Origin of the sequence: Cedecea neteri (genome assembly GCF_000758325.1) — a bacterium.
GTDB lineage: Bacteria > Pseudomonadota > Gammaproteobacteria > Enterobacterales > Enterobacteriaceae > Cedecea > Cedecea neteri_B.
Genome location: NZ_CP009459.1, coordinates 1,454,929 through 1,480,665, shown reverse-complemented (window position 1 = coordinate 1,480,665; position 25,737 = coordinate 1,454,929). Strand labels below are relative to the sequence as shown.

Annotated in this window: 27 protein-coding genes; 20 read left to right on the top strand and 7 right to left on the bottom strand. The window is 57.4% G+C overall.

Annotated elements, in window-relative coordinates:
- Positions 1-356: 356 nt before the first annotated feature.
- Positions 357-1,100, bottom strand: a complete 744-nt coding sequence (locus LH86_RS06945) for an SDR family oxidoreductase (RefSeq protein ID WP_039299624.1) — start codon at positions 1,098-1,100, stop codon at positions 357-359.
- A 122-nt stretch (positions 1,101-1,222) separates the two neighbouring features.
- On the opposite strand from LH86_RS06945, the gene LH86_RS06940 reads away from it, so the two are divergent.
- The gene (locus LH86_RS06940) at positions 1,223-1,582 is read left to right on the top strand and encodes a winged helix-turn-helix transcriptional regulator (protein WP_081942998.1); all 360 of its coding nucleotides are present in this window, start codon (positions 1,223-1,225) and stop codon (positions 1,580-1,582) included.
- Positions 1,583-1,596: 14 nt separating this feature from the next.
- Here LH86_RS06940 and LH86_RS06935 read toward each other — a convergent pair whose 3' ends face one another.
- The 3 genes from LH86_RS06935 to LH86_RS06925 all read right to left on the bottom strand — a co-directional run bounded on the left by LH86_RS06935 (position 1,597) and on the right by LH86_RS06925 (position 5,608).
- The gene (locus tag LH86_RS06935) at positions 1,597-2,475 is read right to left on the bottom strand and encodes a YjcZ-like family protein (RefSeq protein ID WP_231562721.1); all 879 of its coding nucleotides are present in this window, start codon (positions 2,473-2,475) and stop codon (positions 1,597-1,599) included.
- Positions 2,472-4,835 carry a clamp-binding protein CrfC gene (gene crfC, locus LH86_RS06930; RefSeq protein WP_039299620.1) on the bottom strand — a complete coding sequence of 788 codons (2,364 nt, stop codon included), beginning with the start codon at positions 4,833-4,835 and terminating at the stop codon, positions 2,472-2,474. The genes LH86_RS06935 and crfC overlap by 4 nt, the downstream gene beginning before the upstream one ends.
- A 104-nt stretch (positions 4,836-4,939) precedes the next feature.
- The gene (locus LH86_RS06925; protein WP_008455708.1) at positions 4,940-5,608 is read right to left on the bottom strand and encodes a WYL domain-containing protein; all 669 of its coding nucleotides are present in this window, start codon (positions 5,606-5,608) and stop codon (positions 4,940-4,942) included.
- Between the two features lie 409 nt (positions 5,609-6,017).
- Between LH86_RS06925 and LH86_RS06920 the strand changes: the two genes are divergently transcribed.
- The 13 genes from LH86_RS06920 (at position 6,018) to phnP (ending at position 15,535) form a co-directional block, all read left to right on the top strand.
- Positions 6,018-6,353: a zinc ribbon domain-containing protein YjdM gene (locus tag LH86_RS06920; RefSeq protein ID WP_039299617.1), complete on the top strand. Its 336-nt coding sequence runs from the start codon at positions 6,018-6,020 to the stop codon at positions 6,351-6,353.
- 95 nt (positions 6,354-6,448) lie between these two features.
- A complete protein-coding gene (yjdN, locus tag LH86_RS06915) occupies positions 6,449-6,877 on the top strand; it encodes a VOC family metalloprotein YjdN (protein ID WP_039299615.1) in 429 nt (142 codons plus the stop codon).
- Between the two features lie 615 nt (positions 6,878-7,492).
- Positions 7,493-8,218: a phosphonate metabolism transcriptional regulator PhnF gene (gene phnF, locus LH86_RS06910; RefSeq protein WP_039299612.1), complete on the top strand. Its 726-nt coding sequence runs from the start codon at positions 7,493-7,495 to the stop codon at positions 8,216-8,218.
- Positions 8,219-8,680, top strand: coding sequence for a phosphonate C-P lyase system protein PhnG (gene phnG / locus LH86_RS06905; protein WP_039299609.1), 462 nt, complete (start codon positions 8,219-8,221; stop codon positions 8,678-8,680).
- On the top strand, positions 8,677-9,261 hold the full coding sequence (gene phnH, locus LH86_RS06900) for a phosphonate C-P lyase system protein PhnH (protein WP_039299606.1): 585 nt from the start codon (positions 8,677-8,679) through the stop codon (positions 9,259-9,261). The genes phnG and phnH overlap by 4 nt, the downstream gene beginning before the upstream one ends.
- Positions 9,261-10,325 (top strand): carbon-phosphorus lyase complex subunit PhnI, encoded by a 1,065-nt coding sequence (locus LH86_RS06895; RefSeq protein WP_039299602.1) that lies wholly within the window; start codon positions 9,261-9,263, stop codon positions 10,323-10,325. Before phnH ends, LH86_RS06895 begins: the two co-directional genes overlap by 1 nt.
- Positions 10,318-11,163, top strand: a complete 846-nt coding sequence (locus LH86_RS06890; protein WP_008455722.1) for an alpha-D-ribose 1-methylphosphonate 5-phosphate C-P-lyase PhnJ — start codon at positions 10,318-10,320, stop codon at positions 11,161-11,163. Before LH86_RS06895 ends, LH86_RS06890 begins: the two co-directional genes overlap by 8 nt.
- Positions 11,160-11,918, top strand: a complete 759-nt coding sequence (gene phnK, locus LH86_RS06885) for a phosphonate C-P lyase system protein PhnK (protein ID WP_008455724.1) — start codon at positions 11,160-11,162, stop codon at positions 11,916-11,918. The genes LH86_RS06890 and phnK overlap by 4 nt, the downstream gene beginning before the upstream one ends.
- A gap of 9 nt (positions 11,919-11,927) precedes the next feature.
- A complete protein-coding gene (gene phnL / locus LH86_RS06880) occupies positions 11,928-12,632 on the top strand; it encodes a phosphonate C-P lyase system protein PhnL (RefSeq protein ID WP_039299599.1) in 705 nt (234 codons plus the stop codon).
- The gene (gene phnM, locus LH86_RS06875; protein WP_039289427.1) at positions 12,619-13,755 is read left to right on the top strand and encodes an alpha-D-ribose 1-methylphosphonate 5-triphosphate diphosphatase; all 1,137 of its coding nucleotides are present in this window, start codon (positions 12,619-12,621) and stop codon (positions 13,753-13,755) included. Before phnL ends, phnM begins: the two co-directional genes overlap by 14 nt.
- Complete coding sequence (gene phnN / locus LH86_RS06870; protein ID WP_231562729.1) at positions 13,752-14,339, top strand: ribose 1,5-bisphosphokinase; 588 nt, start codon at positions 13,752-13,754, stop codon at positions 14,337-14,339. Before phnM ends, phnN begins: the two co-directional genes overlap by 4 nt.
- Entirely contained in the window at positions 14,332-14,799 is a 468-nt protein-coding gene (gene phnO / locus LH86_RS06865) for an aminoalkylphosphonate N-acetyltransferase (protein WP_039299593.1), read from the top strand. Before phnN ends, phnO begins: the two co-directional genes overlap by 8 nt.
- Complete coding sequence (phnP, locus tag LH86_RS06860; RefSeq protein WP_039299591.1) at positions 14,777-15,535, top strand: phosphonate metabolism protein PhnP; 759 nt, start codon at positions 14,777-14,779, stop codon at positions 15,533-15,535. The genes phnO and phnP overlap by 23 nt, the downstream gene beginning before the upstream one ends.
- Here the strand turns inward: phnP and yjdP are convergent.
- Together yjdP and rpiB are read right to left on the bottom strand one after the other, a co-directional pair.
- On the bottom strand, positions 15,532-15,852 hold the full coding sequence (gene yjdP, locus LH86_RS06855; protein ID WP_039299588.1) for a DDRRRQL repeat protein YjdP: 321 nt from the start codon (positions 15,850-15,852) through the stop codon (positions 15,532-15,534). The genes phnP and yjdP overlap by 4 nt on opposite strands.
- A 68-nt stretch (positions 15,853-15,920) precedes the next feature.
- A complete protein-coding gene (gene rpiB, locus LH86_RS06850) occupies positions 15,921-16,370 on the bottom strand; it encodes a bifunctional allose-6-phosphate isomerase/ribose-5-phosphate isomerase RpiB (protein WP_039299585.1) in 450 nt (149 codons plus the stop codon).
- Positions 16,371-16,724: 354 nt separating this feature from the next.
- Here rpiB and LH86_RS06845 point away from each other — a divergent pair, with 354 nt between their 5' ends.
- From LH86_RS06845 to alsK, 6 genes are all read left to right on the top strand, one after another.
- On the top strand, positions 16,725-17,615 hold the full coding sequence (locus tag LH86_RS06845) for a MurR/RpiR family transcriptional regulator (protein WP_008455739.1): 891 nt from the start codon (positions 16,725-16,727) through the stop codon (positions 17,613-17,615).
- 55 nt (positions 17,616-17,670) lie between these two features.
- Complete coding sequence (gene alsB / locus LH86_RS06840) at positions 17,671-18,606, top strand: D-allose transporter substrate-binding protein (RefSeq protein ID WP_039299582.1); 936 nt, start codon at positions 17,671-17,673, stop codon at positions 18,604-18,606.
- A gap of 252 nt (positions 18,607-18,858) precedes the next feature.
- Positions 18,859-20,391, top strand: coding sequence for a D-allose ABC transporter ATP-binding protein AlsA (alsA, locus tag LH86_RS06835; protein WP_039299579.1), 1,533 nt, complete (start codon positions 18,859-18,861; stop codon positions 20,389-20,391).
- On the top strand, positions 20,370-21,350 hold the full coding sequence (gene alsC / locus LH86_RS06830) for a D-allose ABC transporter permease (RefSeq protein WP_038476559.1): 981 nt from the start codon (positions 20,370-20,372) through the stop codon (positions 21,348-21,350). The genes alsA and alsC overlap by 22 nt, the downstream gene beginning before the upstream one ends.
- A 61-nt stretch (positions 21,351-21,411) precedes the next feature.
- The gene (alsE, locus tag LH86_RS06825; protein WP_039299576.1) at positions 21,412-22,107 is read left to right on the top strand and encodes a D-allulose 6-phosphate 3-epimerase; all 696 of its coding nucleotides are present in this window, start codon (positions 21,412-21,414) and stop codon (positions 22,105-22,107) included.
- On the top strand, positions 22,091-23,035 hold the full coding sequence (gene alsK / locus LH86_RS06820) for an allose kinase (protein WP_039299573.1): 945 nt from the start codon (positions 22,091-22,093) through the stop codon (positions 23,033-23,035). The genes alsE and alsK overlap by 17 nt, the downstream gene beginning before the upstream one ends.
- Here the strand turns inward: alsK and LH86_RS06815 are convergent.
- A complete protein-coding gene (locus LH86_RS06815) occupies positions 22,968-25,550 on the bottom strand; it encodes an ATP-binding protein (protein ID WP_039299570.1) in 2,583 nt (860 codons plus the stop codon). The genes alsK and LH86_RS06815 overlap by 68 nt on opposite strands.
- Between the last annotated feature and the right edge of the window lie 187 nt (positions 25,551-25,737).

Sequence of the window (25,737 nt, the reverse complement as noted above, 5' to 3'; positions counted from 1 at the left end):
GTGTCCGCGGTATGCGGCCAAATATATTCTGGGTAGCGGTGAAAAAAGCCACAAGTGAGGGGCGGCACAGATTTGCTTTTAGCGGCTGGTACTTTTGGCGGGCGACCACCGGAACTTACCTTAAAAGCAATAATAAACAGACAGATAAGAATGTTACTTTTCTGGCGACGTTCGTCTTTTAGCGCGGTTTTATTCACGAGAATGGAGGGGCGGTCACAGGCAGAAGTTCATCTTAATATTGATCCCCTCACCCCGACCCTCTCCCAAAGGGAGAGGGAGGAAACAAGCGTCAGAGAAAATGGGTTATCCCCTCTCCCTTCCAGGGAGAGGGCTAGGGTGAGGGTAAGGGTAAAAAGCTACAAACTCCCCACGCCACCATCGACCAACAGGTCGGTGCCCACCACGAAGGCCGATTCGTCCGACGCCAGGAACACGGCGGCTTTTGCCAGCTCCAGCGCGGTGCCGAGACGCCCAATCGGCACCAGATCGCGGATCGCTTCCCGCAGCGTGTCGGCGGCTATACCATTGCCCAGTTTGCCCAGCGCCGGGGTTTCCGTCGGGCCTGGGCTCAGCCCGTTCACCCGAATCCCACGCGGATGCAGTTCTCCGGAGAGTGTGCGTGCTAACGAAAGAATACCGGCCTTACTCGCCGCGTAGGCGTTGGTTTGCGGCAGGCCGATACGCGCGCTGACCGAACCGCATACAATCACCGAAGAAGGGTTAGCCAGCTGTGACAACAGCGCCTGAATCAGGAAGAACGGGCCTTTGAGATTGATGTTCATCAGTCGGTCATAAGCCTGTTCGTCCCACTCTTCCAGCGAATGGTGAGTCACATCTCCCGCATTGATATAGAGCACATCCAACCGCGGCCAGAGCTGCTTCAACTCTTCCGCCACCGCACGTTGCCCGGCGATATCCCCCGCATCACTTTTAATCAGGTGCACATTACCCAAAACCTTTTTGGCTTCTTGTAGCCCCTGCTCGCTGCGCCCGGTGATCGCCACCGTTGCGCCCTCGGCAATAAACTGCCGCGCCGTTTCAAGCCCGATGCCGCTGGTGCCGCCGGTAATTAAGGCGTATTTGCCGTCAAGTCTGCCCATCGTCGTGTCCTAATAAATGGTTGGTGAGGGCATTATTTCCGCTATAGTATCTTTTGGATAGTAGGCACCAAATGGATACTAAGGAACCACAAGGGGCGCATTCGCGTGTGCCGGGAGCCAGCATGACAAAAAATTTTTCAACCCTGCCGCCGGCGGGCAGCGACTGCCCGATGGTGAATTTTGTGAACCTGATTTCAGGCAAGTGGGCCATTCCGATTCTGTACCGCCTGATCCTGCTCAACGATCCGGTGCGGTTTAGCGACCTGCAGCGGGCGGTCAGCCCCATTACGCAGAAGGAGCTAACTCGCCAGCTTCGTCAATTTGAAGCTCGTGGTCTGGTGGTGAGGCAAGTTTTTGCGGAAGTCCCGCCGCGCGTGGAATATCAAATCACTGCGCTCGGTAAGTCTCTGCGCCCAACGCTGGATTCACTCGCCGAATGGATGAGGGAGAATGCCGGTGAGATGGAACTGTCTCTTCCCTGAGAACGCTAAATCAGTTAGCCAAAAACTTCGTCGACCAGCGCGCTGCCGAGGCGCATGGCCGAACAAATACGCGGCATCCCCAACGCCACGCCCTGCCAGCTCTGGGTGACCGAGTAACAGATCGGCTGACGTTCGATATCGCAGCCGTCGCCGAGCCAGGTTAAAGCATCTTTATGCTCCAGCAAACCCGGTGATGTTGGCGTCGCCAGCCAGTCATGGAAATAGTGCCGGGTGCGAGGAGAAGCATTCACTTCCTCCGCCAGGCGGCTGATGGCGAGACTGCGCACATGCTCAATCAACGCCTCCGCCTGTTCTGCCGTCCCCAGACGAACAGCATCACCAAAGGTGCCCCAGCGCAGCTCTTCCAGCGCGACGTAGCAACGCGCCGCCGGAGAGAATGAAAAATAGTGCCCGCTGCGCCAGCGGGAAAAAATCTGCTCGCTGTGAACCATGCCCTGGCGAACAAGATCGCCGTGCTGAAATTCTTCTTCCAGCCGGATGAGCCGCTGAGAAAACTGCTCACGCAGGGCCTGAAGCCGCTCGCGAACGGCTGCCGAATGGTGCGCCGTGCGGGCAGAAACCGGCTCCAGCTGGGCAATCCTCTCGCTTATCTGGCTGTTGGCTAAGTAGCTTTTTGCCAGGTCTGCCGACAGCTGGCCGAGGCTTATCAGCGACGCGTCAAGATCGTCCTGCGGCAGTATTTCGACCCTCCCGGCCTGCCGCCGGGCCACGACGACAAATAGCGCCAAAAGCTGCTCATAAAACGCCTGACTTTGCGGGCTGCCCCACGGCTGGCGGGCGACATCAATCCCCATGGCAAAATCGACGACAAATTTTTCACTAAGACAGCTGAGGGTTCTTATTGGCCCTTCCATGAATACACTGCTCATCATTGCTCCGCTGAGAAAAGCGTCTGGATATCATCGCGCAACAGGCGGGTATCCTCGTGAATGTAACGTGCCGTTCTGACACTCTGTTCCAGCTTGCTCTGGAGAGAAAACAGCACGCTGTCGTTCTGCTGCTTAGCAGAAAGACTCTGGTGTAAATTGCTGTGAATAGCGTCCAGTGCTCCGGCAAAATCGGCGAAAAACGTCGCCATTCCGGCCGTGACGGAAATATCCACCTGCGCGGTAATGGCCTGGTTTATCTGGCCCAGGAAAGTCGACACATGGTCATGCAGCTTTTGCTGTAACTTTTCCAGGTCAATCACGTAGCGGCTATGGGTGGCCGCGTAATCTTCCCAGCCCCAGTCCACGCCGTTTAACCAGCGCGCCAGCACGCCCCGCATTCCGTTTTGCGGCTGCATTTGCGACATCGCCACTTCATGGTTTTCGATAACGTTGGTGAACGCCGAGTGGGTATTAAAATTAAGCTGGCTGGCCTCGAACGCAGGCAGGCTGATTTGAGCCCGGAATCCAGCCACTTTCAGGCCGTCGCTCACCCGCTGCTCAATAGGTTTCAACGCGGATTCCAGCGTGTAGCTCAGGCTTACTTCAAGGTTGCTGAGCAGCGCCCCAAGCTCTCCGCTTAGCGTCTGCTGGGCGGCAAACAAAATGCTTTCACTGGACGCGCGAACCTTATGCAGCAAGGTGCGAGCCGTCGCTTCATCTTCGCCCATCAGCTTGTCGCTGCCCGGCGAAAAATCCACGTGACGCGTTAATGTGTGCGGGTAAAGCGGATGCAACTTCTCTGCGCCCAGCCGCCCTTCCCGGAAATAGGTTGTCAGATCGCTATGAATCTGCGTTTCAAAGCGCTGCATAAAATCGCCTATGCCGGCGAGGGCATCGCTGACCTGCCGCTGAATCACCGTGCTCACCGACTGCTGAGTCTGCAGCAGCAGTTGAATATCCTGCTCCAGTTGCCGAATATTCTCCTGCAGGCCGTCGTTGGTTACCTGCAACCCCTGGCAGCGGAAACTCAGGTAGCGTTCAGCGCCCTCGGCATAGTCCAGCAGCTTGTGGCACGCAGCGCGCAGCGTGTAGAGAGAAGCGTTGGCGTGCGCGGTATGCAGGATAGTCTCAATGGGTGACTCAAACATCGAGTCTTCCCACAGCAAATCCGCCGCATGGCGCAGATGCTCGATATCGGCCAAATCCGCGCTGCGCCAGCGCCGGCCTAATGCCGCTTCCGCAAAATCCTGCACCCAGCGCTGCTCTTCGGGGTCGGGTAAACGGCCATGCGTGGCCAGCTCATAGCGGGCGCGGTTGGCAAGGTAGCCCCACATGCTCGACACCGGGAACACGTTTTCCGGCGCAATGCTGTCCTTCATTAGCGTCCCGGCGATCATCGCCTTCACCTGAGCGGCATCGTCGCCGTTGCGATCCTTCTGATCGAACTTGTTCACCAGCGCATACAGCGGCACCGATTTACTGACGCCGAGCACCGCCTCGCGGACTTCTTCGTCGGAGATGGACTTGAGCTGCGTATAGTCCATCACCGCCAGCACGGCGGAAGCTTGTGCCAGCTGCTCTCTAAGCATTTTTTGCAGGTGCGGCTGCCCCGCTTCGTTCGGCCCAGGCGTATCCAACAGCGTCAGCTGGCCGTGGCCATTTTTGAGACCGGCCAGATGCACAAATTCCACCTCAATGACCGGCACATGCTCAATAGCAGCGTAGGCTTTGAAGGGGAAAGCCACATCAAGCACCCGGCACAGGCGCACCAGATCGTTCAGGCTCTTCAGGCAGTGGAAAATAGGCTGCGCGCCGAGATAATGGCGCTCAAAACCTTTGCCGTTGGCAATCCGGGCGATAAGCGCCTCCATATCCCGGTCCACTTCCAGTGTGCGAGCCAGCGCTTCCCGGCTGGTGATCAGCAGTTTCTCCTGCAATTCCCCCATCAGGCTCTCTATCGGCTGCACGTAGGGAAAATGCAGCACCGGCTCGCGCTGGCCCGGCGTGTGGCGGATCAGCGTCGGCAGCGCCGTCATGGGCCGGTTGCGGTTAGGCAGAACCTCCGTGCCGACAATGGCATTAATGGTGGTCGACTTCCCCGCCTTCATGGTGCCGACAATCGCCAGCACCATTTCATGTTGGGTTATTTTACGCCTTTCGTTTTGCAGCATATCTTTCTGCAGTTCGATACCGCGTGGGCTAAATTTCAATGGATGTACCGTCGCCACAGGGTTCGCTAAAGCGCTATTTTGTTCATTTTGCAAAGCCAGCGGAGCGACTTTTAAAGCGCTAAGGTTTTGCAACGCTAATTGCAAAAGCCGCTCGGCTTCCTGACTCAGTTCAAAAATAGTTTGTGTGTGCATAAAAAATCTTTCCTTAACTCAAATTATCCGGTTTTATGACTGCCACCGTTTAGTTGTAATCATGGCAATACCGGTTTTTATAATTACGTGAGGGAAATAATTTATTAATTAACATTACACCATGCCGCGATCCTGGCTTTTAAGTCGCTCTGCCAGACCTGCGGGGAAATAATGGTGAGATGCGGTATCCAATACTGCACCAGCGGAAACAATTGTTCTGGCGAAGCAATATGACTCGCCAGGAGTAACTCTCCGTTATCAAGCTCTCTGACGGTTTTTTGAAAAGGTAATAGCTTGCGCTGCTTAAAATGTTCAGCCGCCTGCGCCGAAACCTGTAACAGCACTTCCGTTTTTACCCTTTCCCCACCAGGATCATCCCGATCGTCAAATAATGGATAAAAAATAGCTTTACGCTGCGGGCTATTTTCATATTCATACCCTACAACCAATAAATCTGGAATAGCGCGCAGCGTAATATATTGATTATGGCTCTTTATGTCGTACCACGGATAAAACGCAGCAAGCCCTACGCGTTTAGTAATGCGTAACAGGTCGTTTACGTTAAACTGTCCTTTTAAATGCGAAGAGAGACGCTTTTTCCCCTCGCCGACGTCCTCCAGAATAGCACCAAGCCGGTTCAAATCACGATACGCAGTTCGCATATCTACATCAAAACGCTGGCGGATAATATCAGCGGAAAGGGTTTCCCCCTGATAAAGACTTAAGACGATTTCGGCCAGTCGATCTGCAACTTTTACTTTCGCGCCTTTCATTCTCATCGGTTCCTGCCTCTGTATCGGTACATCCATAGGCCCAACCATACCCCTGTCAAGTGACAGGAGGTGTCAGCGCAATACGCTTTTTTTTATTTTTTCAAACAGGTATAGCACAGCAGCCCCTGCTGGCAGACTTGCTCGAAGCGAAGTGAAACTAAGTTAAATTAGCCTTATTTAACGGCAATTAAAGCCTGAACTTTAAGTTAAATTTGCTGCTTATTTCTTTGAATGAAAGGTTTTTTGCACTTTATGGCGGCCAGAAAGCCCGCCGGGCATAGGTTTACGGCAATAATCCCTGCAAATGTAGGGATTTGATGTATAATCTCAGCACTTTTTCGCGATTCAGCATATTTTTACGGCCAAATCGCTATTTTTCATTACTTTATCTCACCTTGAGGATCAGATAATGCAACTCCCTCATTGCCCGAAGTGCAATTCCGAATACACCTACGAAGACAACGGCATGCTGATTTGCCCGGAGTGTGCTCATGAATGGAACCCGGCTGCGGCGAGCGAAGAAGACGCCGCGCTGATCGTAAAAGATGCCAACGGCAACCTGCTGGTCGACGGCGACAGCGTCACCGTAGTGAAAGATCTGAAGGTCAAAGGCAGCTCTTCGATGCTGAAGATCGGCACAAAAGTGAAGAATATTCGCCTCGTAGAAGGCGATCACAATATCGACTGTAAAATCGACGGTTTTGGCCCGATGAAGCTGAAATCCGAGTTTGTGAAAAAGAACTGATCCCCCCGCAGGCGGCTCTGCTGCCTGCCCCGCCTGGCTTACCTGTCCCGCACAACCTACACTTCTTCTGCACTCTCCTTACAGAGGATTCGGTTATGTTTTTAGGCCCCTACATCTCATTAAACGGCCGCTGCGCGGAGGCCATCGCCTTTTACCAGCAGGTTTTAGGCGCTGAGCTAACGTACAAAATCACCTTCGGTGAAATGCCCAAAGAGGCGAAGAATACAGAAGGTTGCAGCGGCGAGACCGAGTATGCCGACGACAACATTATGCATGCCTGTTTGCGGGTGACTGGTGGCGCCCTGATGATGACCGACGCCAGCATGAGTGATGGAAAACCTCACCACAGCGGTTTCTCGCTCTGCCTGGTAAGCGCTCATACCGAAGAGGGTAAGCGCTGGTTTGACGGACTGGCTGCGGGCGGCACAGTGACCATGCCGTGGGGCGAAACGTTTTGGGCAAAAGGTTATGGCTCACTGACGGATAAGTTCGGCATTCCCTGGATGGTCAACGTCGAAAGATAAAGCGCTATATTCAATTATTCTTTTTGGGCTCGCTAATCCGGGCCCTTTATTTTTATGACCGATTAAAAACTCAAGTAAATCAATGCAACTTATATATTCAATTTTTTGATACTATTTCACTATTCCTTTTCAAAGAATTTATTCCTGACAAAAAGAGTCAACATGCCAGGACGCGATCGGCACAGGTGATAAATTAATTACTCCGAATCTAACCCTATTATTTCAGTAATAAGGGAATATATTTAAAGAGAAGCAATACCTGGATATAGAATATATTCATCAATCCATAGCAAGCGCCACGGGTAAAAATTGCCTACGGATGATTGTCCTGCTCTTACCCTTTTACTCCCACCCTCTACCGGTTTTTTTAGCGAAAACAAAGCAACTCTCTGATTCCTCGAAAAACAGGGTTGTGTGCTGGCCGCAAACTTCAACTCTTCATCGTACAGAAACCAATCATTAACAAAACCGTCACTTTCCCCCGGCACCATGAGGCAACTTTTGAAGGAGGCCCGTGATGCAAACGACTCTTCACCTCATCAAGCAAAACCCATGCACAGCCCAGCAGCCGCGCGTGCGCATTCGCTTTATCTGATTTGAGAGGCTTTGACTGTTATGCACTTGTCCAGACATCCGACCAGTTACCCAACCCGCTATCAAGAGATAGCCGCCCGGCTCGAACAGGAGCTGCGCAATAACTACCGCTGCGGCGACTATCTGCCCGCAGAAACCCAGCTGGCCGCCTACTACGAGGTCAACCGCCACACGCTGCGCCGCGCCATTGACGAACTGGTCAACAAAGGCTGGGTGCAGCGCCGCCAGGGCGTGGGCGTGCTGGTGCTGATGCGTCCGTTTGACTACCCGCTGAACGCTCAGGCGCGCTTTAGCCAGAACCTGCTGGATCAGGGCAGCCATCCCACCAGCGAACGCCTGCTGGCGGTGATTCGCCCGGCCTCTCAGGACGTGGCGGATGCGCTGGGGCTGGCCGAGGGAGACAACGTTATTCACCTGCGTACCCTGCGCCGGGTGAACGGCATCGCGGTGTGCATCATCGACCATTACTTCGCCGAGCAGGCCTGGTGGCCCGCGCTGCAAACCTTCAGCCACGGATCGCTGCACGATTTCCTCCAGGCCGAGTTAGGCATTGCCCTGACCCGCGCCCAAACCCGCATCAGCGCTCGTCGTTCCCAGGCCAAAGAGAGCCGCCTGCTGGAAATCCCCAACATGGCGCCGCTGCTCTGTGTTCGCACCCTTAACCACCGTGAAGGCGAGGCCAAAGCGGCGGAATACTCCGTCAGCCTGACCCGCGCCGACATGATTGAATTCACCATGGAGCACTAAATGGACACCAGCCATTTCAACCCCGAACAGCGCCGCGAGTGGATGGCGGTGCTGTCACACAGCCAACCGCAGGAGCTTCTTGAACGCTGGCACAGCCTGAACATTCAGGCGGATTACACGCTTATTCGCGCGCCGGAAATCGGCCTGGTTCAGGTGCAGGCCCGCATGGGTGGCACCGGCCAACGCTTTTTCACCGGCGACGCCACGCTGACCCGCTCGGTAGTCAAACTGGCGAGCGGCACCTACGGCTACAGCTACCTGCTTGGCCGCGACAAACAGCACGCCGAATGTTGCGCAGTGATCGACGCTTTGATGCAGGAAACCGCGCATTTTCACACGCTACAAGAAACCTTAATCGCACCGCTGGCGGTCAACCGCGAACAACGCCTTGCCGCTCGCCGTGCGGAAGTTAACAGCAGCCGCGTGGACTTCTTCACGCTGGTACGCGGAGACAACGCATGACTTTAATGACCGCTTTTACCCTTCCGGTGCAGGATGCCCAGCAGAGTTTTCGTCGCCTGCTCAAAGCGATGAGCGAGCCGGGCGTGATTGTTGCGCTGACCTCGCTCCAGCAGGGCTGGCTACCGCTGAACGTGGCGACCACCAGCGTGTTGCTGACGCTGGCCGATAACGACACGCCGGTGTGGATTGACGACACGCTGGGCAACGATATTGCCGCACAGAACATCCGTTTTCATACCAATGCGCCGCTGTGCGAACAGCCTGACCACGCGCAGTTCGCCGTCGCCAGCGACGCTATCTCTTCCGAACAACTGAACCTGCTGGCCCAGGGCTGCGATATCGCCCCTGATACCAGCGCGACGCTGATTCTGCAGGTGTCCAGCCTGAGCGGCGGCCGCATGCTTCGTCTGACCGGCGCGGGCATCAACGAAGAACGCATGATCGCCCCGCAGCTGCCCGAATGCGTCCTGCACGAACTGACCGAACGCCCGCACCCGTTCCCGCTGGGCATTGACCTGATTTTGACCTGTGGCGATCGCCTGCTGGCTATCCCACGGACCACCCACGTGGAGGTGTGCTGATGTACGTTGCCGTCAAAGGGGGCGAGAAGGCAATCTCCGCCGCCCACGCCCTGCAGGAGCGCAACCGACGCGGCGATGAAACGCTGAAAGAGCTTAGCGTCGCGCAGATTGAGCAGCAGCTCGGCCTGGCCGTTGACCGCGTGATGACGGAAGGCGGCATCGCCGACCGGGAACTCGCCGCGCTGGCCATCAAGCAAGCCAGCGGCGACATGATTGAGGCGATTTTCCTGCTGCGTGCTTACCGCACCACGCTGCCTCGTCTTGCCGTGAGCGAGCCGCTGAACACCGCAGAAATGCGCCTCGAGCGCCGTATTTCCGCCGTTTATAAAGACGTTCCTGGCGGCCAGTTGCTGGGTCCAACCTACGACTACACGCACCGCCTGCTGGACTTCACGCTGCTGGCTAACGGCGAAGTCCCTGCCGCCGAACCGGCCGACGAACAAAGCGCTCCAGCTCCGCATGTGTTCAGCATGCTGGCGAAACAGGGTCTGGCCAAAGTCGAAGCAGACGACGGCGCGCAGCCGGACGACATCACCCGCAACCCGCCGGTTTACCCGTGCTCGCGCTCTTCGCGTCTGCAACAACTGGTCCGCGGCGACGAAGGCTACCTGCTGGCCCTCGCCTACTCCACCCAGCGCGGATACGGGCGCAACCACCCGTTTGCCGCCGAGATCCGCAGCGGCTATGTGGACATCGAAATTGTACCGGAAGAGCTGGGTTTTGCAGTGAACATCGGTGAACTGCTGATGACCGAATGCGAAATGGTGAACGGTTTTGTTGCCCCGGCAGACGAACCGCCGCACTTCACCCGCGGCTATGGCCTGGCGTTTGGCATGAGCGAGCGCAAAACCATGGCGATGGCGCTGGTTGACCGTGCGCTGCAGGCGCCCGACTACGACGAAAACGTCGCTGGCCCGGCGCAGGACGAAGAGTTCGTGTTATCCCACGCGGATAACGTGGAAGCGGCAGGCTTTGTGTCCCACCTCAAACTGCCTCATTACGTGGATTTCCAGGCCGAACTGGAGCTGCTTAACCGCCTGATAAAGGAGCGAGCCAATGGCTAACCTGAGCGGCTATAACTTTGCCTATCTGGACGAGCAAACCAAACGCATGATCCGCCGCGCAATGCTAAAAGCGGTGGCGATCCCAGGTTACCAGGTGCCGTTTGGCGGCCGCGAAATGCCGATGCCTTACGGCTGGGGCACCGGCGGCATTCAGCTTACCGCCAGCCTGATTGGTGAGTCTGACGTGCTGAAGGTGATTGACCAGGGTGCGGACGACACCACCAACGCGGTCTCGATCCGCAACTTCTTCAAGCGGGTGACCGGCGTGAATACCACCGAACGCACCGAAGACGCAACGCTGGTGCAGACCCGCCACCGCATCCCGGAAACGCCGCTGGTGGAAGATCAGATCCTGATTTATCAGGTGCCGATCCCTGAACCCCTGCGTTTTATCGAACCGCGCGAAACGGAAACCCGCACCATGCACGCGCTGGAAGAATACGGCGTGATGCAGGTGAAACTGTACGAAGATATCGCCCGCTTCGGTCATATCTCTACCACCTACGCCTACCCGGTGAAGGTGAACGATCGCTACGTGATGGACCCGTCGCCGATCCCGAAATTCGATAACCCGAAAATGCATATGTCCCCTGCGCTGCAGCTGTTCGGCGCCGGACGCGAAAAACGCATTTACGCCGTGCCGCCGTTTACCCGCGTAGAGAGTCTCGACTTTGACGACCATCCCTTCCAGGTTCAGGAATGGGAAGAGCCGTGCGCGATTTGTGGGTCACGCCACAGCTACCTTGATGAAGTGGTGCTCGACGACGCGGGCAACCGCATGTTCGTCTGCTCCGATACCGACTACTGCCGCCAGAACAGTGAGGCCTCTCAGTCATGACCAGCCCGTTACTTTCGGTGAATAACCTCACCCACCTCTATGCGCCCGGCAAAGGCTTTATGGACGTGTCGTTTGACCTCTGGCCCGGAGAAGTGCTGGGCATTGTGGGCGAGTCCGGCTCCGGCAAAACGACGCTGCTGAAAGCCATTTCCGCCCGCCTTGCGCCGCAGGAAGGGGAAGTGATTTACCTCGACCGCTCGCTGTACGACATGTCGGAAGGCGAACGCCGCCGCCTGCTGCGCACCGAATGGGGCGTGGTTCATCAGCATCCGATGGACGGCCTGCGCCGCCACGTTTCTGCCGGGGGCAACATCGGCGAGCGTCTGATGGCCACCGGGGCGCGCCACTACGGTGACATTCGCGCCACCGCCCAGCGTTGGCTGGAAGAAGTTGAGATTCCGTCGGCCCGTATCGACGACCTGCCGACCACGTTTTCCGGCGGGATGCAGCAGCGCCTGCAAATCGCCCGCAACCTGGTCACCCATCCGAAGCTGGTGTTTATGGATGAACCGACCGGTGGGCTGGATGTTTCCGTGCAGGCACGCCTGCTCGATCTGCTGCGTGGTCTGGTGGTGGAGCTGAACCTGGCCGTGGTGATTGTGACCCACGATCTGGGTGTGGCTCGCCTTCTGGCCGACCGCCTGCTGGTGATGAAACAGGGCAAAGTGGTGGAAAGTGGGCTGACCGACCGCGTGCTGGACGACCCGCATCACCCGTATACCCAGCTTTTGGTGTCCTCCGTCCTTCAGAATTAGGTACTCGCTATGACCAGAATACGGGTTGAAAACCTGAGCAAAACCTTTGTCCTGCACCATCAGCACGGCATTCGCCTGCCGGTGCTGGCCAACGCCTCGCTGGAAGTCAAAGGCGGGGAATGTGTGGTGCTGCACGGCCACTCCGGCAGCGGGAAATCCACCCTGCTGCGCTCGCTCTACGCCAACTATTTGCCGGATGAAGGACACATCTGGGTTAAGCACGCCGACGAGTGGATCGACATCGTACAGGCCCCGGCGCGCGAAGTGCTGGCGGTACGCCGCCAGACCATCGGCTGGGTGAGCCAGTTCCTGCGCGTTATCCCGCGTATTTCCGCGCTCGAAGTCGTCATGCAGCCACTGCTGGATTTGGGCGTGCCGCGCGAAGAGTGCGAGGCAAAAGCCGCCAGCCTGCTGACCCGGCTCAACGTGCCGGAGCGTCTGTGGCACCTGGCCCCGTCGACTTTCTCCGGCGGCGAGCAACAGCGCGTGAACATCGCCCGCGGCTTTATTGTTGATTACCCAATTTTACTGCTGGATGAGCCTACCGCCTCGCTGGACGCCAAAAACAGCGCCGCCGTGGTGGCGTTGATTCAGGAAGCAAAAGCGCGTGGAGCTGCCATTGTCGGCATCTTCCACGATGAAGCTGTACGTGAACAGGTGGCCGACCGCCTGCATACGATGTCCGCGATGGAGCCCCAACATGATTATCAATAATGTTCGCCTGGTGCTGGAAGAAGAAGTGGTCAGTGGCTCACTGGAAGTGGCCGATGGTGTGATTCGCAACTTTGCCGAGACTCAAAGCCAGCTGCCGGGCGCACACGACGGCGGCGGCGGCTGGCTGCTGCCGGGGCTGATTGAGCTACACACCGACAACCTGGATAAATTCTTTACCCCACGGCCAAAGGTTGACTGGCCGGCACACTCGGCCATGAGCAGCCACGACGCGCTGATGGTGGCGAGCGGCATCACCACCGTGCTGGATGCCGTTGCCATCGGCGACGTGCGCGACGGCGGCGACCGCCTGGAAAACCTCGAAAAAATGATCAACGCCGTGGAGGATACGCAAAAGCGTGGCCTTAACCGCGCCGAGCACCGTCTGCACCTGCGCTGCGAGCTGCCGCACCACACCACGCTGCCGCTGTTCGACAAGCTGGTTGACCGCGAACTGGTCTCCCTCGTTTCGCTGATGGACCACTCGCCGGGCCAGCGCCAGTACGCGGAGCTGTCCAAATACCGCGACTACTATCAGGGCAAATACCATCTCACCAACGAGCAGATGGATCGCTTTGAAGAAGAGCAGCTGACGCTGGCGGCCCGCTGGTCGCAGCCTAACCGCCAGGCCATTGCCGCCCGCTGCCGCGACCGCAATATCGCCCTCGCCAGCCATGACGATGCGACGACCGCCCACGTAGTGGAGTCCCACGAAATCGGCAGCGTGATCGCCGAATTCCCGACCACGGAAGAAGCCGCCGAAGCCTCTCGCCGCCACGGCATGAGCGTGCTGATGGGCGCACCAAACATCGTGCGCGGCGGCTCTCACTCCGGCAACGTGGCGGCCAGCCATCTTGCTCAGGCCGGGCTGCTGGATATCCTTTCCTCGGATTACTACCCGGCGAGCCTGCTGGATGCGGCCTTCCGCGTGGCGCACGACGACAGCAACAGCTTCACGCTGGCGCAGGCGATTCACCTGGTGACGCGCAACCCGGCGCGGGCGCTGAACCTGACCGACCGGGGCACGCTGGCGGAAGGTAAACGAGCGGATTTGGTGCTGGCACACATGCACGGCGACCATATCCATGTCGATCACGTCTGGCGCCAGGGAATTCGGGTGTTCTGATGAGTAAACTAATCTGGCTGATGGGCCCGTCCGGCTCCGGCAAAGACAGCCTGCTGAGCGCCCTGCGCCAGCAGGAGCACGCCAGGCTGCTGGTGGCGCACCGGTACATTACCCGCGCCGCCGACGCAGGCTGCGAGAACCACATTGCGCTCAGCGCAAACGAGTTTGAGCAGCGCCAGCAGCTGGGGCTGTTTGCCCTGAGCTGGCAGGCGCACGAGCACTCCTACGGCGTCGGCGTGGAAATGGATATATGGCTCGAAGCCGGATTTGACGTGGTGGTGAACGGCTCGCGCCAGCACCTGAAGCAGGCGCGGGAACGCTATGGCGATGGGCTGGTGCCCATCTGCCTGCAAGTTTCGTCGAACGTGCTGCGCCAGCGGCTGGAGCAGCGAGGGCGGGAAAACGCAGAGCAAATCGAGCAGCGGCTGCAGCGGGCCGCGCTTTATTCGCCAGAGGGCGGCGATTGCCTGATACTCAACAACGACGGGAGTCTGCTACAGTCTGCCGCATTGTTTATGCGACTGTTAGCCCAGCACCGCTCGAACGTTATCCCTCTTCACCGCAAGGAGCCCCGCCATGTCTGATGTTGTTAAATTGAAAGCCGCCGCTATCGAAGACAGCGATACCGTTTACCGTATGATTTGCGAGCTAAAACAGGCCCAGGCCGACCGCCCCGGCTTTAACGCCTGCTTCACGGAGAACCTGCGCGATCCGAATATTTTTTATCAGCTGGCGTGGCTTGGGAACAAAGCCGTGGGGATGATTAGCCTCCACCTGCAATACCACCTGCATCACGCCCGCCGCATCGGCGAGATCCAGGAGCTGGTGGTACTGGCAGAAGCCCGCGGCCACGGCGTCGGCAAACAGCTCCTCGCCTGGGCAGAAGAAAAAGCGCGCAAAGCCGATGCGGAGCTGACGGAGCTTTCAACCAGCACCAGCCGCAAAGACGCCCATCGTTTTTACGAGCGTGAAGGCTATCGCGCCACCCATATCCGCTTTACCAAACCGGTGGAGACACCTGATGACGCTCACGCTAACGCTTAGCGGCACCGGCGGGGCGCAGCTTGTCCCGGCCTGGGGCTGCCGCTGCGCCGCCTGCTCACGGGCGCGCAGTAACCCGGAGCACCGCCGCCGTCCGTGCAGCGCGGTGCTCAAGTATAACGAAGCGATTACGCTGATAGACGCGGGGCTGCCTGACCTGATGGACAGCTGGCAGCCGGGGGATTTTCAGCAGTTTTTACTCACCCATTACCATATGGATCATGTCCAGGGCCTCTTTCCTCTGCGCTGGGGCGTGGGCGAGAAAATCCCGGTTTACGGTCCGCCGGATGAGCAGGGCTGCGACGATCTGTTCAAGCACCCCGGCCTGCTGGACTTTAGCCATACCGTCGAGCCGTTTGTCGCCTTCACTCTGCAGGCGCTGCGCGTCACGCCGCTGCCGCTGCTGCACTCAAAGCTGACGTTTGGCTATCTGTTTGAAACGGCCTACAGCCGACTGGCCTGGCTGAGCGATACGGCGGGGTTGCCGGACAAAACCCTGAAGTTTCTGGCCGCCAACCGCCCGGACGTGGTGGTGATAGATTGCAGCCGCGAACCCCGGCCTGAGACTCCCAAAAATCACTGTGACTTAACCACGGTGATCGCGCTGAACGAGCAAATTGGCAGCCCACGAGTCGTGCTGACTCACATCAGCCACCAGTTTGATGCATGGCTGATGCACAACGTATTGCCTGAAGGGTTTGAAGCGGGTTTTGACGGCATGGAGATCGTGCTGGACTAGCGATCGTCGTCGTCCTGCAGGCGGCTCTCTTCGTCATCCAACTGCTGGCGCTCGCGGTCGAGCTGGTTCTGGCGTTCATCAAGGCTGCGGCGCCTGTCCTCCAGCTGGCGGTAACGGGCTTCGTCCTGACGACTGAGCCGACGCTGATCCGCCGGATCGTCATTGTCATCATGATAAACGCGGTCGCCGCCCGGCTTGTAGGCATCGCTAAATGCCTGCTGGATATTGCCAATCGCATCATCAATCACGTCGGCCTGCGCGAACGGCGAGGCCAGGTAAAGCGTGCCGAGCAGCAGCGCGGCGGCATAAGATTTCATCGGTCAGTCTCCAGGATGGACTGGCCTCAGCGTAGTCAGCCGGCCTCACGCGCAGTAGCGGAGGAATCTCAAATTCTCGGCGATTCCAGCGCGCCAATAGCTTCGACTCGCGTCTGATGGCGTCCGCCTTCAAACTGCCCGCTTAGCCACGCATCGACGATCATTTTGGCCAAATCCAGCCCTACCACGCGGGAGCCGAAAGCCAGCACGTTGGTATTGTTGTGCTGGCGGGAAAGCAGCGCGGAATAAGGTTCGCTGCAGACCACTGCCCGAATACCGGGAAACTTATTGGCGGTGATCGAAATCCCCACCCCGGTCCCGCAAATTAAAATGCCGCCCTCGGCTTCACCATTCACCACGGCTTCTGCCACCGCGCTGGCGTAGAGCGGATAATCCGTGCGCTCGCCGGACCAGGTCCCCTTGTCCAGCACCTCAATGCCCTTTTCCTGAAGATGCGCCACAATCTCCGCCTTCAGCAGGAAGCCTACGTGGTCACAGCCAAATGCAATTTTTTTCATTTTATCCTCACCGTTGCCGTTACTTTACGAACCCGACAATTTTCGTGATTTAAGACCGGTTCACTGCCCAATTAATCGGCAAAACTGCCGGGTTCGTGGCCATTTCTACACCGATTCTCTTCACAACACAATGCATGGACTTGTCATTTTCGTGTCATAAAACGACTTCCATTAACGAGAGAATTTAAATTATTTCGTTATATTTCATATAGATTAACATAGTTAAGCGATCACCTTACTTCACAAGAATTAAAACTTTATGAATTAATTATTTTTGTGAAGTATGCAGCATATTTTCTGCACACGCTGTGGTGTTATAGTGGCGTCTTCACTCTACGGACACGAGAGAACAGGATGAGTCAGTCAGATATTGATTCACAGCCGCCGTTCGGCATCGGCCTTGCCCCCTGGCTGCGCATGAAGCAGGAAGGGATGACGGACAACGAAAGCCGCATCGTCGACTGGTTGTTGAAGCCCGGCAATCTGAGCGATGCCCCGGCCATTAAAGACGTTGCCGAAGCCCTTGCGGTGTCGGAAGCGATGATCGTTAAAGTCTCGAAGCTGCTGGGGTTCAGCGGTTTTCGTAACCTGCGCAGCGCGCTGGTCACCTACTTTTCCGAGTCAGAGCAGGTACTGCCGACCGAGCTGGCCTTCGACGAAGCGCCGCAGGATGTGGTCAACAAGGTGTTTAACATCACCCTGCGCACCATTATGGAAGGGCAGTCGATCGTCAACGTGGACGAGATCCACCGTGCGGCGCGCTACTTCGCGAAGGCAAAACAGCGCGATTTGTACGGCGTGGGCGGCTCAAACGCCATTTGTAACGACATTCAGCACAAGTTTTTGCGCATCGGCGTGCGCTGCCAGGCTTACCAGGATGCCCACATCATGATGATGTCGGCCTCGCTGCTAAAAGAAGGCGATGTGGTGCTGGTGGTGTCCCATTCGGGGCGAACGGGTGATTTAAAAGCGGCGGTGGAGCTGGCGAAAAAGAACGGCGCAAAAATAATTTGTATTACCCATAGCTATCATTCGCCGATTGCACGCCTTGCTGACTTTATTATTTGTTCACCGGCACCGGAGACACCTTTATTGGGCCGCAACGCCTCGGCGCGTATATTACAATTAACGTTACTCGATGCATTTTTTGTTTCAGTCGCACAGCAAAATATTGAACAGGCAACATTAAATATGCAAAAAACCGGCGCAATTGTGGATTTCTTTTCCCCAGGTGCGCTGAAGTAAAAAATAGATCCCGCCTCAGCGGGATCTGACTGTACCCTACACTGAGAATATTATTATGAATAAATATCTGAAAATATTCAGCGGCGCGGCTATGGGCCTGATGTTATCCACCAGCGCTTTTGCGGCTGCCGATTATGCGGTGGTATTAAAAACATTATCCAACCCTTATTGGGTGGATATGAAAAAAGGTATTGAAGATGAAGCCAAAACGCTGGGCGTCAGCGTAGATATTTTTGCTTCTCCTTCGGAAGGGGATTTCCAGTCGCAATTACAGCTTTTTGAAGATTTAACTAATAAGAAATACAAAGGCATCGCTTTTGCGCCGCTCTCCTCGGTCAACCTCGTGGTGCCGGTGGCTAATGCCTGGAAAAAAGGCATTTACCTGGTCAACCTCGATGAAAAAATCGATATGGATAACCTGAAAAAAGCCGGCGGCAACGTCGAAGCCTTTGTCACCACCGATAACGTGGCGGTCGGCACGAAGGGCGCAGGCTTCATCATCGATAAACTCGGTGCCGCAGGTGGCGACGTCGCCATCATCGAAGGCAAAGCGGGGAACGCTTCTGGCGAAGCCCGCCGCGTAGGCGCCAGCGACGCCTTTAAGAAAGCCAGCCAGATTAAACTGGTTGCCAGCCAGCCCGCCGACTGGGACCGCATCAAGGCGCTCGATGTGGCCACCAACGTGCTGCAGCGTAACCCGAACCTGAAAGCCTTCTACTGCGCCAACGACACGATGGCAATGGGCGCCGCTCAGGCGGTAGCTAACGCCGGGAAGACCGGGAAAATTCTGGTGGTCGGTACCGATGGTATCCCGGAAGCCCGCAAGATGGTGGCTGACGGGCAGATGACCGCGACCGTGGCTCAGAACCCGGCGGATATCGGCGCGACAGGCCTGAAGCTGCTGGTGGATGCGGCGAAAACCGGCAAGGTGATTGCGCTGGATAAGGCCCCGCAGTTTAGCCTGGTAGATTCGGTGTTAGTGACGAAATAGTTTAGGTCTGAGTGGCTTTATCCCCTCACCCCGCCCCTCTCCCCAAAGGGGAGAGGGAGAAAGAAGGAGTAGCCTGCACCCGCAGGCAAAGGTGCGAAAAGAGTACTAAAAGAAAAGCAGTGGCAGCAGTTATTCCCTCTCCCTTTCGGGACGAGAGAGAAAATCAACATCAGCTCGGTACCGTCCCCTCTCCCCTGTGGGGAGAGGGTTAGGGTGAGGGGAAACCTTCGCTAAAAATGATTGAGGCTCGTCATGGTCACGCCATACATTGCAATGGCGGGGATCGGCAAATCCTTTGGTCCGGTTCACGCATTAAAATCGGTTGATTTAACAATATTTCCCGGCGAAATTCATGCGCTGCTCGGGGAAAACGGTGCAGGTAAATCAACCCTAATGAAAGTCTTGTCGGGTATTCACGAACCGACCAAAGGCACCATTACGATTAATAATGTTAATTATGAAAAGCTTGATCATAAATTAGCGGCGCAGCTCGGCATTGGGATTATTTATCAAGAACTCAGCGTCATTGATGAATTAACAGTTTTAGAAAATCTCTATATTGGCCGTCATACCACTAAAAAAGTCTTCGGGATTAATATTGTTGACTGGAAAGAGATGCGTATTCGCGCGGCGATGATGCTTTTACGTGTCGGCTTAAAAGTGGATCTCGATGAAAAGGTGGGTAATTTATCCATCAGTCACAAGCAAATGTTAGAAATTGCCAAAACATTAATGCTGGACGCCAAAGTCATTATTATGGATGAGCCCACCTCTTCTTTAACCAATAAAGAAGTGGATTATCTTTTTCTCATCATGAACCAACTGCGGAAAGAAGGCACGGCGATGGTGTACATCTCCCACAAGCTCGCCGAAATCCGCCGCATCTGCGACCGCTACACGGTCATGAAAGACGGCAGCAGCGTCTGCAGCGGCCTGGTCAGCGACGTCTCCAACGACGATATTGTGCGCCTGATGGTGGGCCGCGAGCTGCAAAACCGCTTTAGCGCAATGAAAGAGAGCGCTGGCAACGTGGAGCCTGACGTGGTGTTTGAAGTGAAAAACGTCAGCAGCCGCGACCGCAAAAAAGTGAAGAACATTTCGTTCAGCGTTAACCGGGGCGAGATCCTGGGCTTCTCCGGCCTCGTCGGCTCCGGGCGCACCGAGCTGATGGACTGCCTGTTCGGCGTGGACAAACGCTCAGCCGGGGAGATTCTGCTTAACGGCACAAATATCTCGCCCAGCTCACCGATGGACGCGCTGAAAAAAGGCATGGGCTACATCACCGAAAGCCGCCGCGATAACGGCTTCTTCGCCAACTTCTCTATCGCGCAGAACATGGCCGTCAGTCAGAGCCTCAAGCGCGGCGGTTACAAAGGCGCCATGGGCCTGTTTAACGAGACCGAGGAGCGCCAGACCGCCGAAGCCCAGCGCCAGCTACTGGCGCTGAAGTGCCACAGCGTGGACCAGAACATTACCGAGCTTTCCGGCGGCAATCAGCAGAAGGTGCTGATTTCTAAGTGGCTGTGCTGCAACCCGGAAGTGATCATTTTCGATGAGCCTACCCGCGGCATCGACGTCGGCGCGAAGGCCGAAATCTACAAAGTGATGCGCCAGCTGGCGGATGACGGAAAAGTCATCCTGATGGTGTCGTCTGAGCTTCCCGAAATTATCGCCGTCTGCGACCGCATTGCCGTGTTCTGCGAAGGGCGACTGACGCAAATCCTGACCAATCGCGACGATATCAGCGAAGAGGAGATTATGGCATGGGCATTACCACAAGAATGAAACGCGAAGAAAGCGAGAAAAAACCGTTCAATTTCGCCCAGTTTTGGGACAAATACGGCACCTTCTTCATCCTCGCGATTATCGTCGCCATCTTCGGCACGCTCTCCGCTGAGTACTTCCTGACGGCCAGCAACATCAGCGCCATCTTTGTGCAAAGCTCGGTGACGGTGCTTATCGGCATGGGGGAGTTCTTCGCCATTCTGGTGGCGGGGATTGACCTGTCGGTGGGCGCGATTCTGGCGCTTTCCGGCATGGTCACCGCCAAACTGATGCTGGCGGGCGTCGATCCGTTCCTTGCGGCGCTGATTGGCGGCGTGATTGTCGGCGGGCTGCTCGGGGCGATTAACGGCTGCCTGGTGAACTGGACGGGGCTGCATCCGTTCATCATCACTCTCGGTACCAACGCCATCTTCCGTGGCATCACGCTGGTTATCTCTGACGCCAACTCGGTGTACGGCTTCTCGTTCGACTTCGTGAACTTCTTCGCCGCCACGCCGCTCGGCATTCCGGTGCCGGTGATCTTCTCGCTGATTGTCGCCGGGATACTGTGGTTCCTGACCACCCGCACGCGCCTGGGCCGCAATATTTACGCCCTCGGCGGCAATAAGAACTCGGCGTTCTACTCCGGCATCGACGTGAAGTTCCACATGCTGGTGGTGTTCATCATCTCCGGTATCTGCGCGGGGCTGGCGGGTGTGGTCTCAACCGCCCGCCTTGGTGCCGCAGAGCCGCTGGCAGGCATGGGGTTTGAAACCTACGCCATCGCCAGCGCCATCATCGGCGGCACCAGCTTCTTCGGCGGCAAGGGCCGGATTTTCTCGGTGGTGATTGGTGGCCTGATCATCGGCACCATCAACAACGGGCTCAATATTCTCCAGGTACAAACCTATTACCAGCTGGTGGTAATGGGCGGGCTGATCATCGCCGCAGTAGCCCTGGATCGGTTAATCAGTAAATAAGAACGGCAGATGCGTTGGCCGCACCCGCTGTCAGAAATCCATAGATTTACAGGAGCTTGTAATGAAAATTTCCCCCTCTTTGATGTGCATGGATCTGGCAAAATTCCAGGAACAGATTGCGTTTATCGACCTGCACGCGGACTACTTCCATATCGACATTATGGACGGTCACTTTGTGCCGAACCTGACGCTGTCCCCGTTCTTCGTCGGCCAGGTCAGGAAGCTTGCCAGCAAGCCGCTGGACTGCCACTTAATGGTCACCCGCCCGCAGGATTACATTGTCCCGCTGGCGGAAGCCGGAGCGGACATTATCACCCTGCACCCGGAAACCATTAACGGCCAGGCCTTCCGCCTCATCGAAGAAATCCGCCGCCACGGCATGAAAGTTGGCCTGATTTTGAACCCGGAAACGCCGGTCGAGGCGATGAAGTACTACATTCATAAGGCAGACAAGGTGACGGTAATGACCGTTGACCCAGGGTTTGCCGGCCAGCCCTTTATCCCGGAAATGCTGGAAAAAGTGGCCGAGCTGAAAGCCTGGCGCGAGCGCGAAGGGCTAAGCTACGAGATTGAAATTGACGGTTCCTGCAACGCGGCAACCTATGAACGACTCATGGCCGCCGGGGCAGATGTGTTTATCGTCGGCACTTCCGGGCTGTTTAACCACGCCCGGGATATCGACGAGGCCTGGCAGGTGATGAGCGAGCAGATCCTGGCGGCCAAAGACGAGGTTATGCCCCATGCCAAAACCGCTTAACGTGGTGGCCGGAGTGGATATGGGCGCCACCCATATCCGCCTGTGCTTGCAGGACGAGTCCGGCACGGTGCTGCACTGTGAAAAACAGCGCACGGCAGAGATTATCACTGGTGGCGTGGTCTGCGGGATCGCGCACCTGTTAAACGATCGGTTAGATCGCTTTCACGCCCGCTGCCGCGGCATGGTGATGGGGTTTCCGGCGCTGGTGGGCAAAGACAAGCGCACGATCATCTCCACCCCAAATTTGCCACTTTCCGCGCTGGAACTGAACGAGCTGGCAGGCAAGCTGGAGGATGCGATCGGCTGCCCGGTTGAGTTTTCTCGGGATGTAAACCTGCAGCTCTCTTTCGACGTCGCGCAAAACGGCCTGCAGCATCAGCAGGTGCTCGGGGCTTATCTCGGCACCGGCATGGGCTTTGCCGTCTGGCTGAACGGCGCGCCCTGGACCGGCGCTCACGGGGTTGCCGGGGAACTGGGCCATATTCCGCAGGGCGATATGCACCTGACCTGCGGCTGCGGGAACGCGGGCTGCCTGGAGACAGTGTGCTCGGGGATTGCCCTGAAACGCTGGTACGACGCCAGCCCGAAAACGTATGAGATTGGCGAGCTATTTACCTTTGCAGCGCAGGAACCGTTTGTCGCTGCCCTTCTCGACCACGCGGCGCGGGCCATCGCCACCAGCATCAACCTGTTCGACCCGGATGCGGTGATCCTCGGCGGCGGGGTGATGGACATGGCCGATTTCCCGCGTGAGGCGCTGGTGGCACAGACGAAACGCTATCTGCGTCGCCCTTTGCCGCACGATGCCGTGCGCTTTATCGACGCGTCTTCCTCGGCCTTCAACGGCGCTCAGGGGGCGGCTACGCTTGCCCGCGCCTGTTTCCTGCCCGCGCTTTACGTAGCGCCTCAGCAAGCTGCACTCGGGTAAACGGCTTGCGCAGCAGCTCCACGTCGGGCAGGTGCTGTTCGCTGCGGCGAAGGTCCTGCCCGCTGATCAGCAGCAAATCCAGGTGAGGGTGGTGGTGGCGAGCCTGCTGCAACACATCCGCGCCGCTTAGCTCCCCGGGCAGCATCAGGTCGCTGATCGCGAGGCTGATGTCCGGCACCTCCGCCATTAGCGCCAGCGCCTGCTGGCTGTCGCTGGCTTCCAGCGTCAGATATCCCAGCTCATGCAGCTGCTCGCACAGCGTCTGCCGCACATCTGGTTCGTCTTCGAGCACCAGCACAAGCTGGTCGGCAATATCAGCCTGTTCACCGGCCAGCGGCAAGGCCTCCGGCTGCACCTCCGCAGATGCACGAGGCAGTTGCAATATGACCCGAGTCCCTTTGCCGGGCTCGCTTTCAATTTGCACCCGCCCGCCGGACTGGCGCACAAAACCATACACCATCGACAGCCCCAGTCCGCTGCCGCTGCCGGTCTGTTTGGTGGTGAAGAACGGCTCAAACACCTGCGCTTTCACTTCGTCAGTCATGCCGTGGCCGGTGTCGGCCACTTCAATCACCACCATATCCTGCTTGCGCCCTTCGCCGCGCACCACGCGCTGGTTCCAGGTACGGATCTTAATTTCACCGCTGCGGCCTTCCATTGCGTCCCTGGCGTTCATCACCAGGTTGATGATCGCGTTCTCCAGCTGGTTGACGTCGATCCACGCAGGCCAGGCGGGCTGCTGGGCTTCTATGTTAAGCGTGAGGTGGGCAGGTAAAGAATGGCGCATCAGCGGGTCGAGGTTTTCCAGCAGGCTTTTCATCGCCACCGCCCTTGGATGAAGCGATTGCTTACGGGAAAAAGCGAGCAGCCGCTGGGTGAGCTGCGCGCCGCGCTCGGCGGCCTTCAGCGCACGTTGAATGCGCACGGCATCAGGCGAATCTGTCGCGGTCAGCTCCAGGCTGCCGATGATTACCGCCAGCAGGTTGTTGAAGTCGTGCGCCAGGCCACCGGTGAGCTGCCCCACCGCCTTCATTTTTTGACTGTGGACCAGCGCCTCTTCCAGCGCCTTGCGCTCGCTGCGCTCCAGCACCACGTTCACCATGCCCCGCCCCGGCACCGGGCTAAAGCGCAGCTCGATGGTGCGGCCGTCTGCCAGCCTCAGTTCCTGCGGCTTTGGTAAAGGCCGGGAGAGATTGCCGAGCATGTGTTCCTGCAGCGGCGTGACCTGTTTGAGCAGTCCGAGATAATGCTGGCCACGCTGCAGGCGCTGCGGATCCAGCCCCAGCAGCAGCGGGTACTGCTGGTTCCACACCACCAGGAAACCTTCGCTGTCGAACAGCGCAAAGCCGTCGCGCATGGCGTGGAAGGTGGTTTCCAGCAGGGTGCTTTTCTCTTTCAACAGGCGCGAGGTGTGCTCCAGCGACGCGGTATTGCGGGCAAAGACGTTAAACGCTCTGGCCAGTTCACCCAGCTCATCACGCCGCTGCTGCGCGGGCACGCTGACCTCTTTTTCACCCTTCGCCAGCCGCGTCATCGCCTGGGAAATGGCCGTTAAGTTAGAGCCGAGGTTGCGATAGATATACAGCCCGGCAAAGCCGGTGATCACCAGCGCCAGCAGGGCAAACAGGCCGATAAAGGCGATGATGGACTGCAAATCCCGGTGGCTTTGCTGGCTGCGCTGCCGGGATTCTTCCCCGACTTTTTGCACGTACAGGTTGATGTCCTGATTCAGAAAAGCCACCAGCGCTTTGATGTGGTACATGTGCCAGGCGATGCCCAGATCGCTCTCCTCAAGCTGGGCAGAGAGCGGCGGCAGCTGGTGCAGGCCGTTTCTGAACTGCTGCAAAATGCTGTCCGCCAGCGGCGACGGCGCCCGTTCGGGCAGGAGCTGCATCACTTCGCTAAGCTGGCGTACCGCTGGCCTCGGCGAGGAAGACTGAATCGCCACCAGGATCAGGCGATCCATCTCTTTCAGCAGCGCGGCATCCGGCACGTTCAGCCCTTCGCGCGCGTTAACCTCCTGCAAATGCTCAAGATAGCTCTGGTTCTGGTACAGGGCGCTCAGCAGCAGGTTGCGCTGCAGATGGCGACGGTGCCCCATCACCAGCATGTTGGTGACGCTGCTTTCCAGCTCGTTGCTGCGGGCGATGATCCGGCTGACCAGCTGTGGTTCACGCCTGGCCAGCGGCGCGGTAGCCAGATGAGAAAGCGAGTTTTGCAGCGAAAGCTGGGTCTGTTTCAGGCTTTCTGCTTCGCTCTGGTATTCCAGCGCGCCGACAACCTGAGAAAGCCTGACCGCCGCCGTTGCCACGTTGGAGGTGTCGCGCGCCAGCTCCATGCTGCCGGACATGTCGAGCAGCGTTTGCCCCTGTACTTGTTCCTGCAGGCGGCTGGCGTGTTCAAAGCCAAGCACCGCCACGCCGCAGACCATCAGCGTGACCGCCACCACCAGCAGGTTGAAGAACAGCAGGCGGCCACGGGCGCTGGCGAAGAAGGACGGGCGAGGCTGTGTCATAGGGGCTCCGTGGTTGTTTTCCCCCTCACCCTGACCCTCTCCCCAGAGGGGAGAGGGAAAAAAGGGGTAACCTCTCCCCAAGTGGAGTGAGGTCAAAGCATTGCACACCGCCTTTCCCCCTCTCCCTTTCAGGGAGAGGGCCGGGGTGAGGGTCACACATTCACTCCAGTTAAGCATTGCACGGATT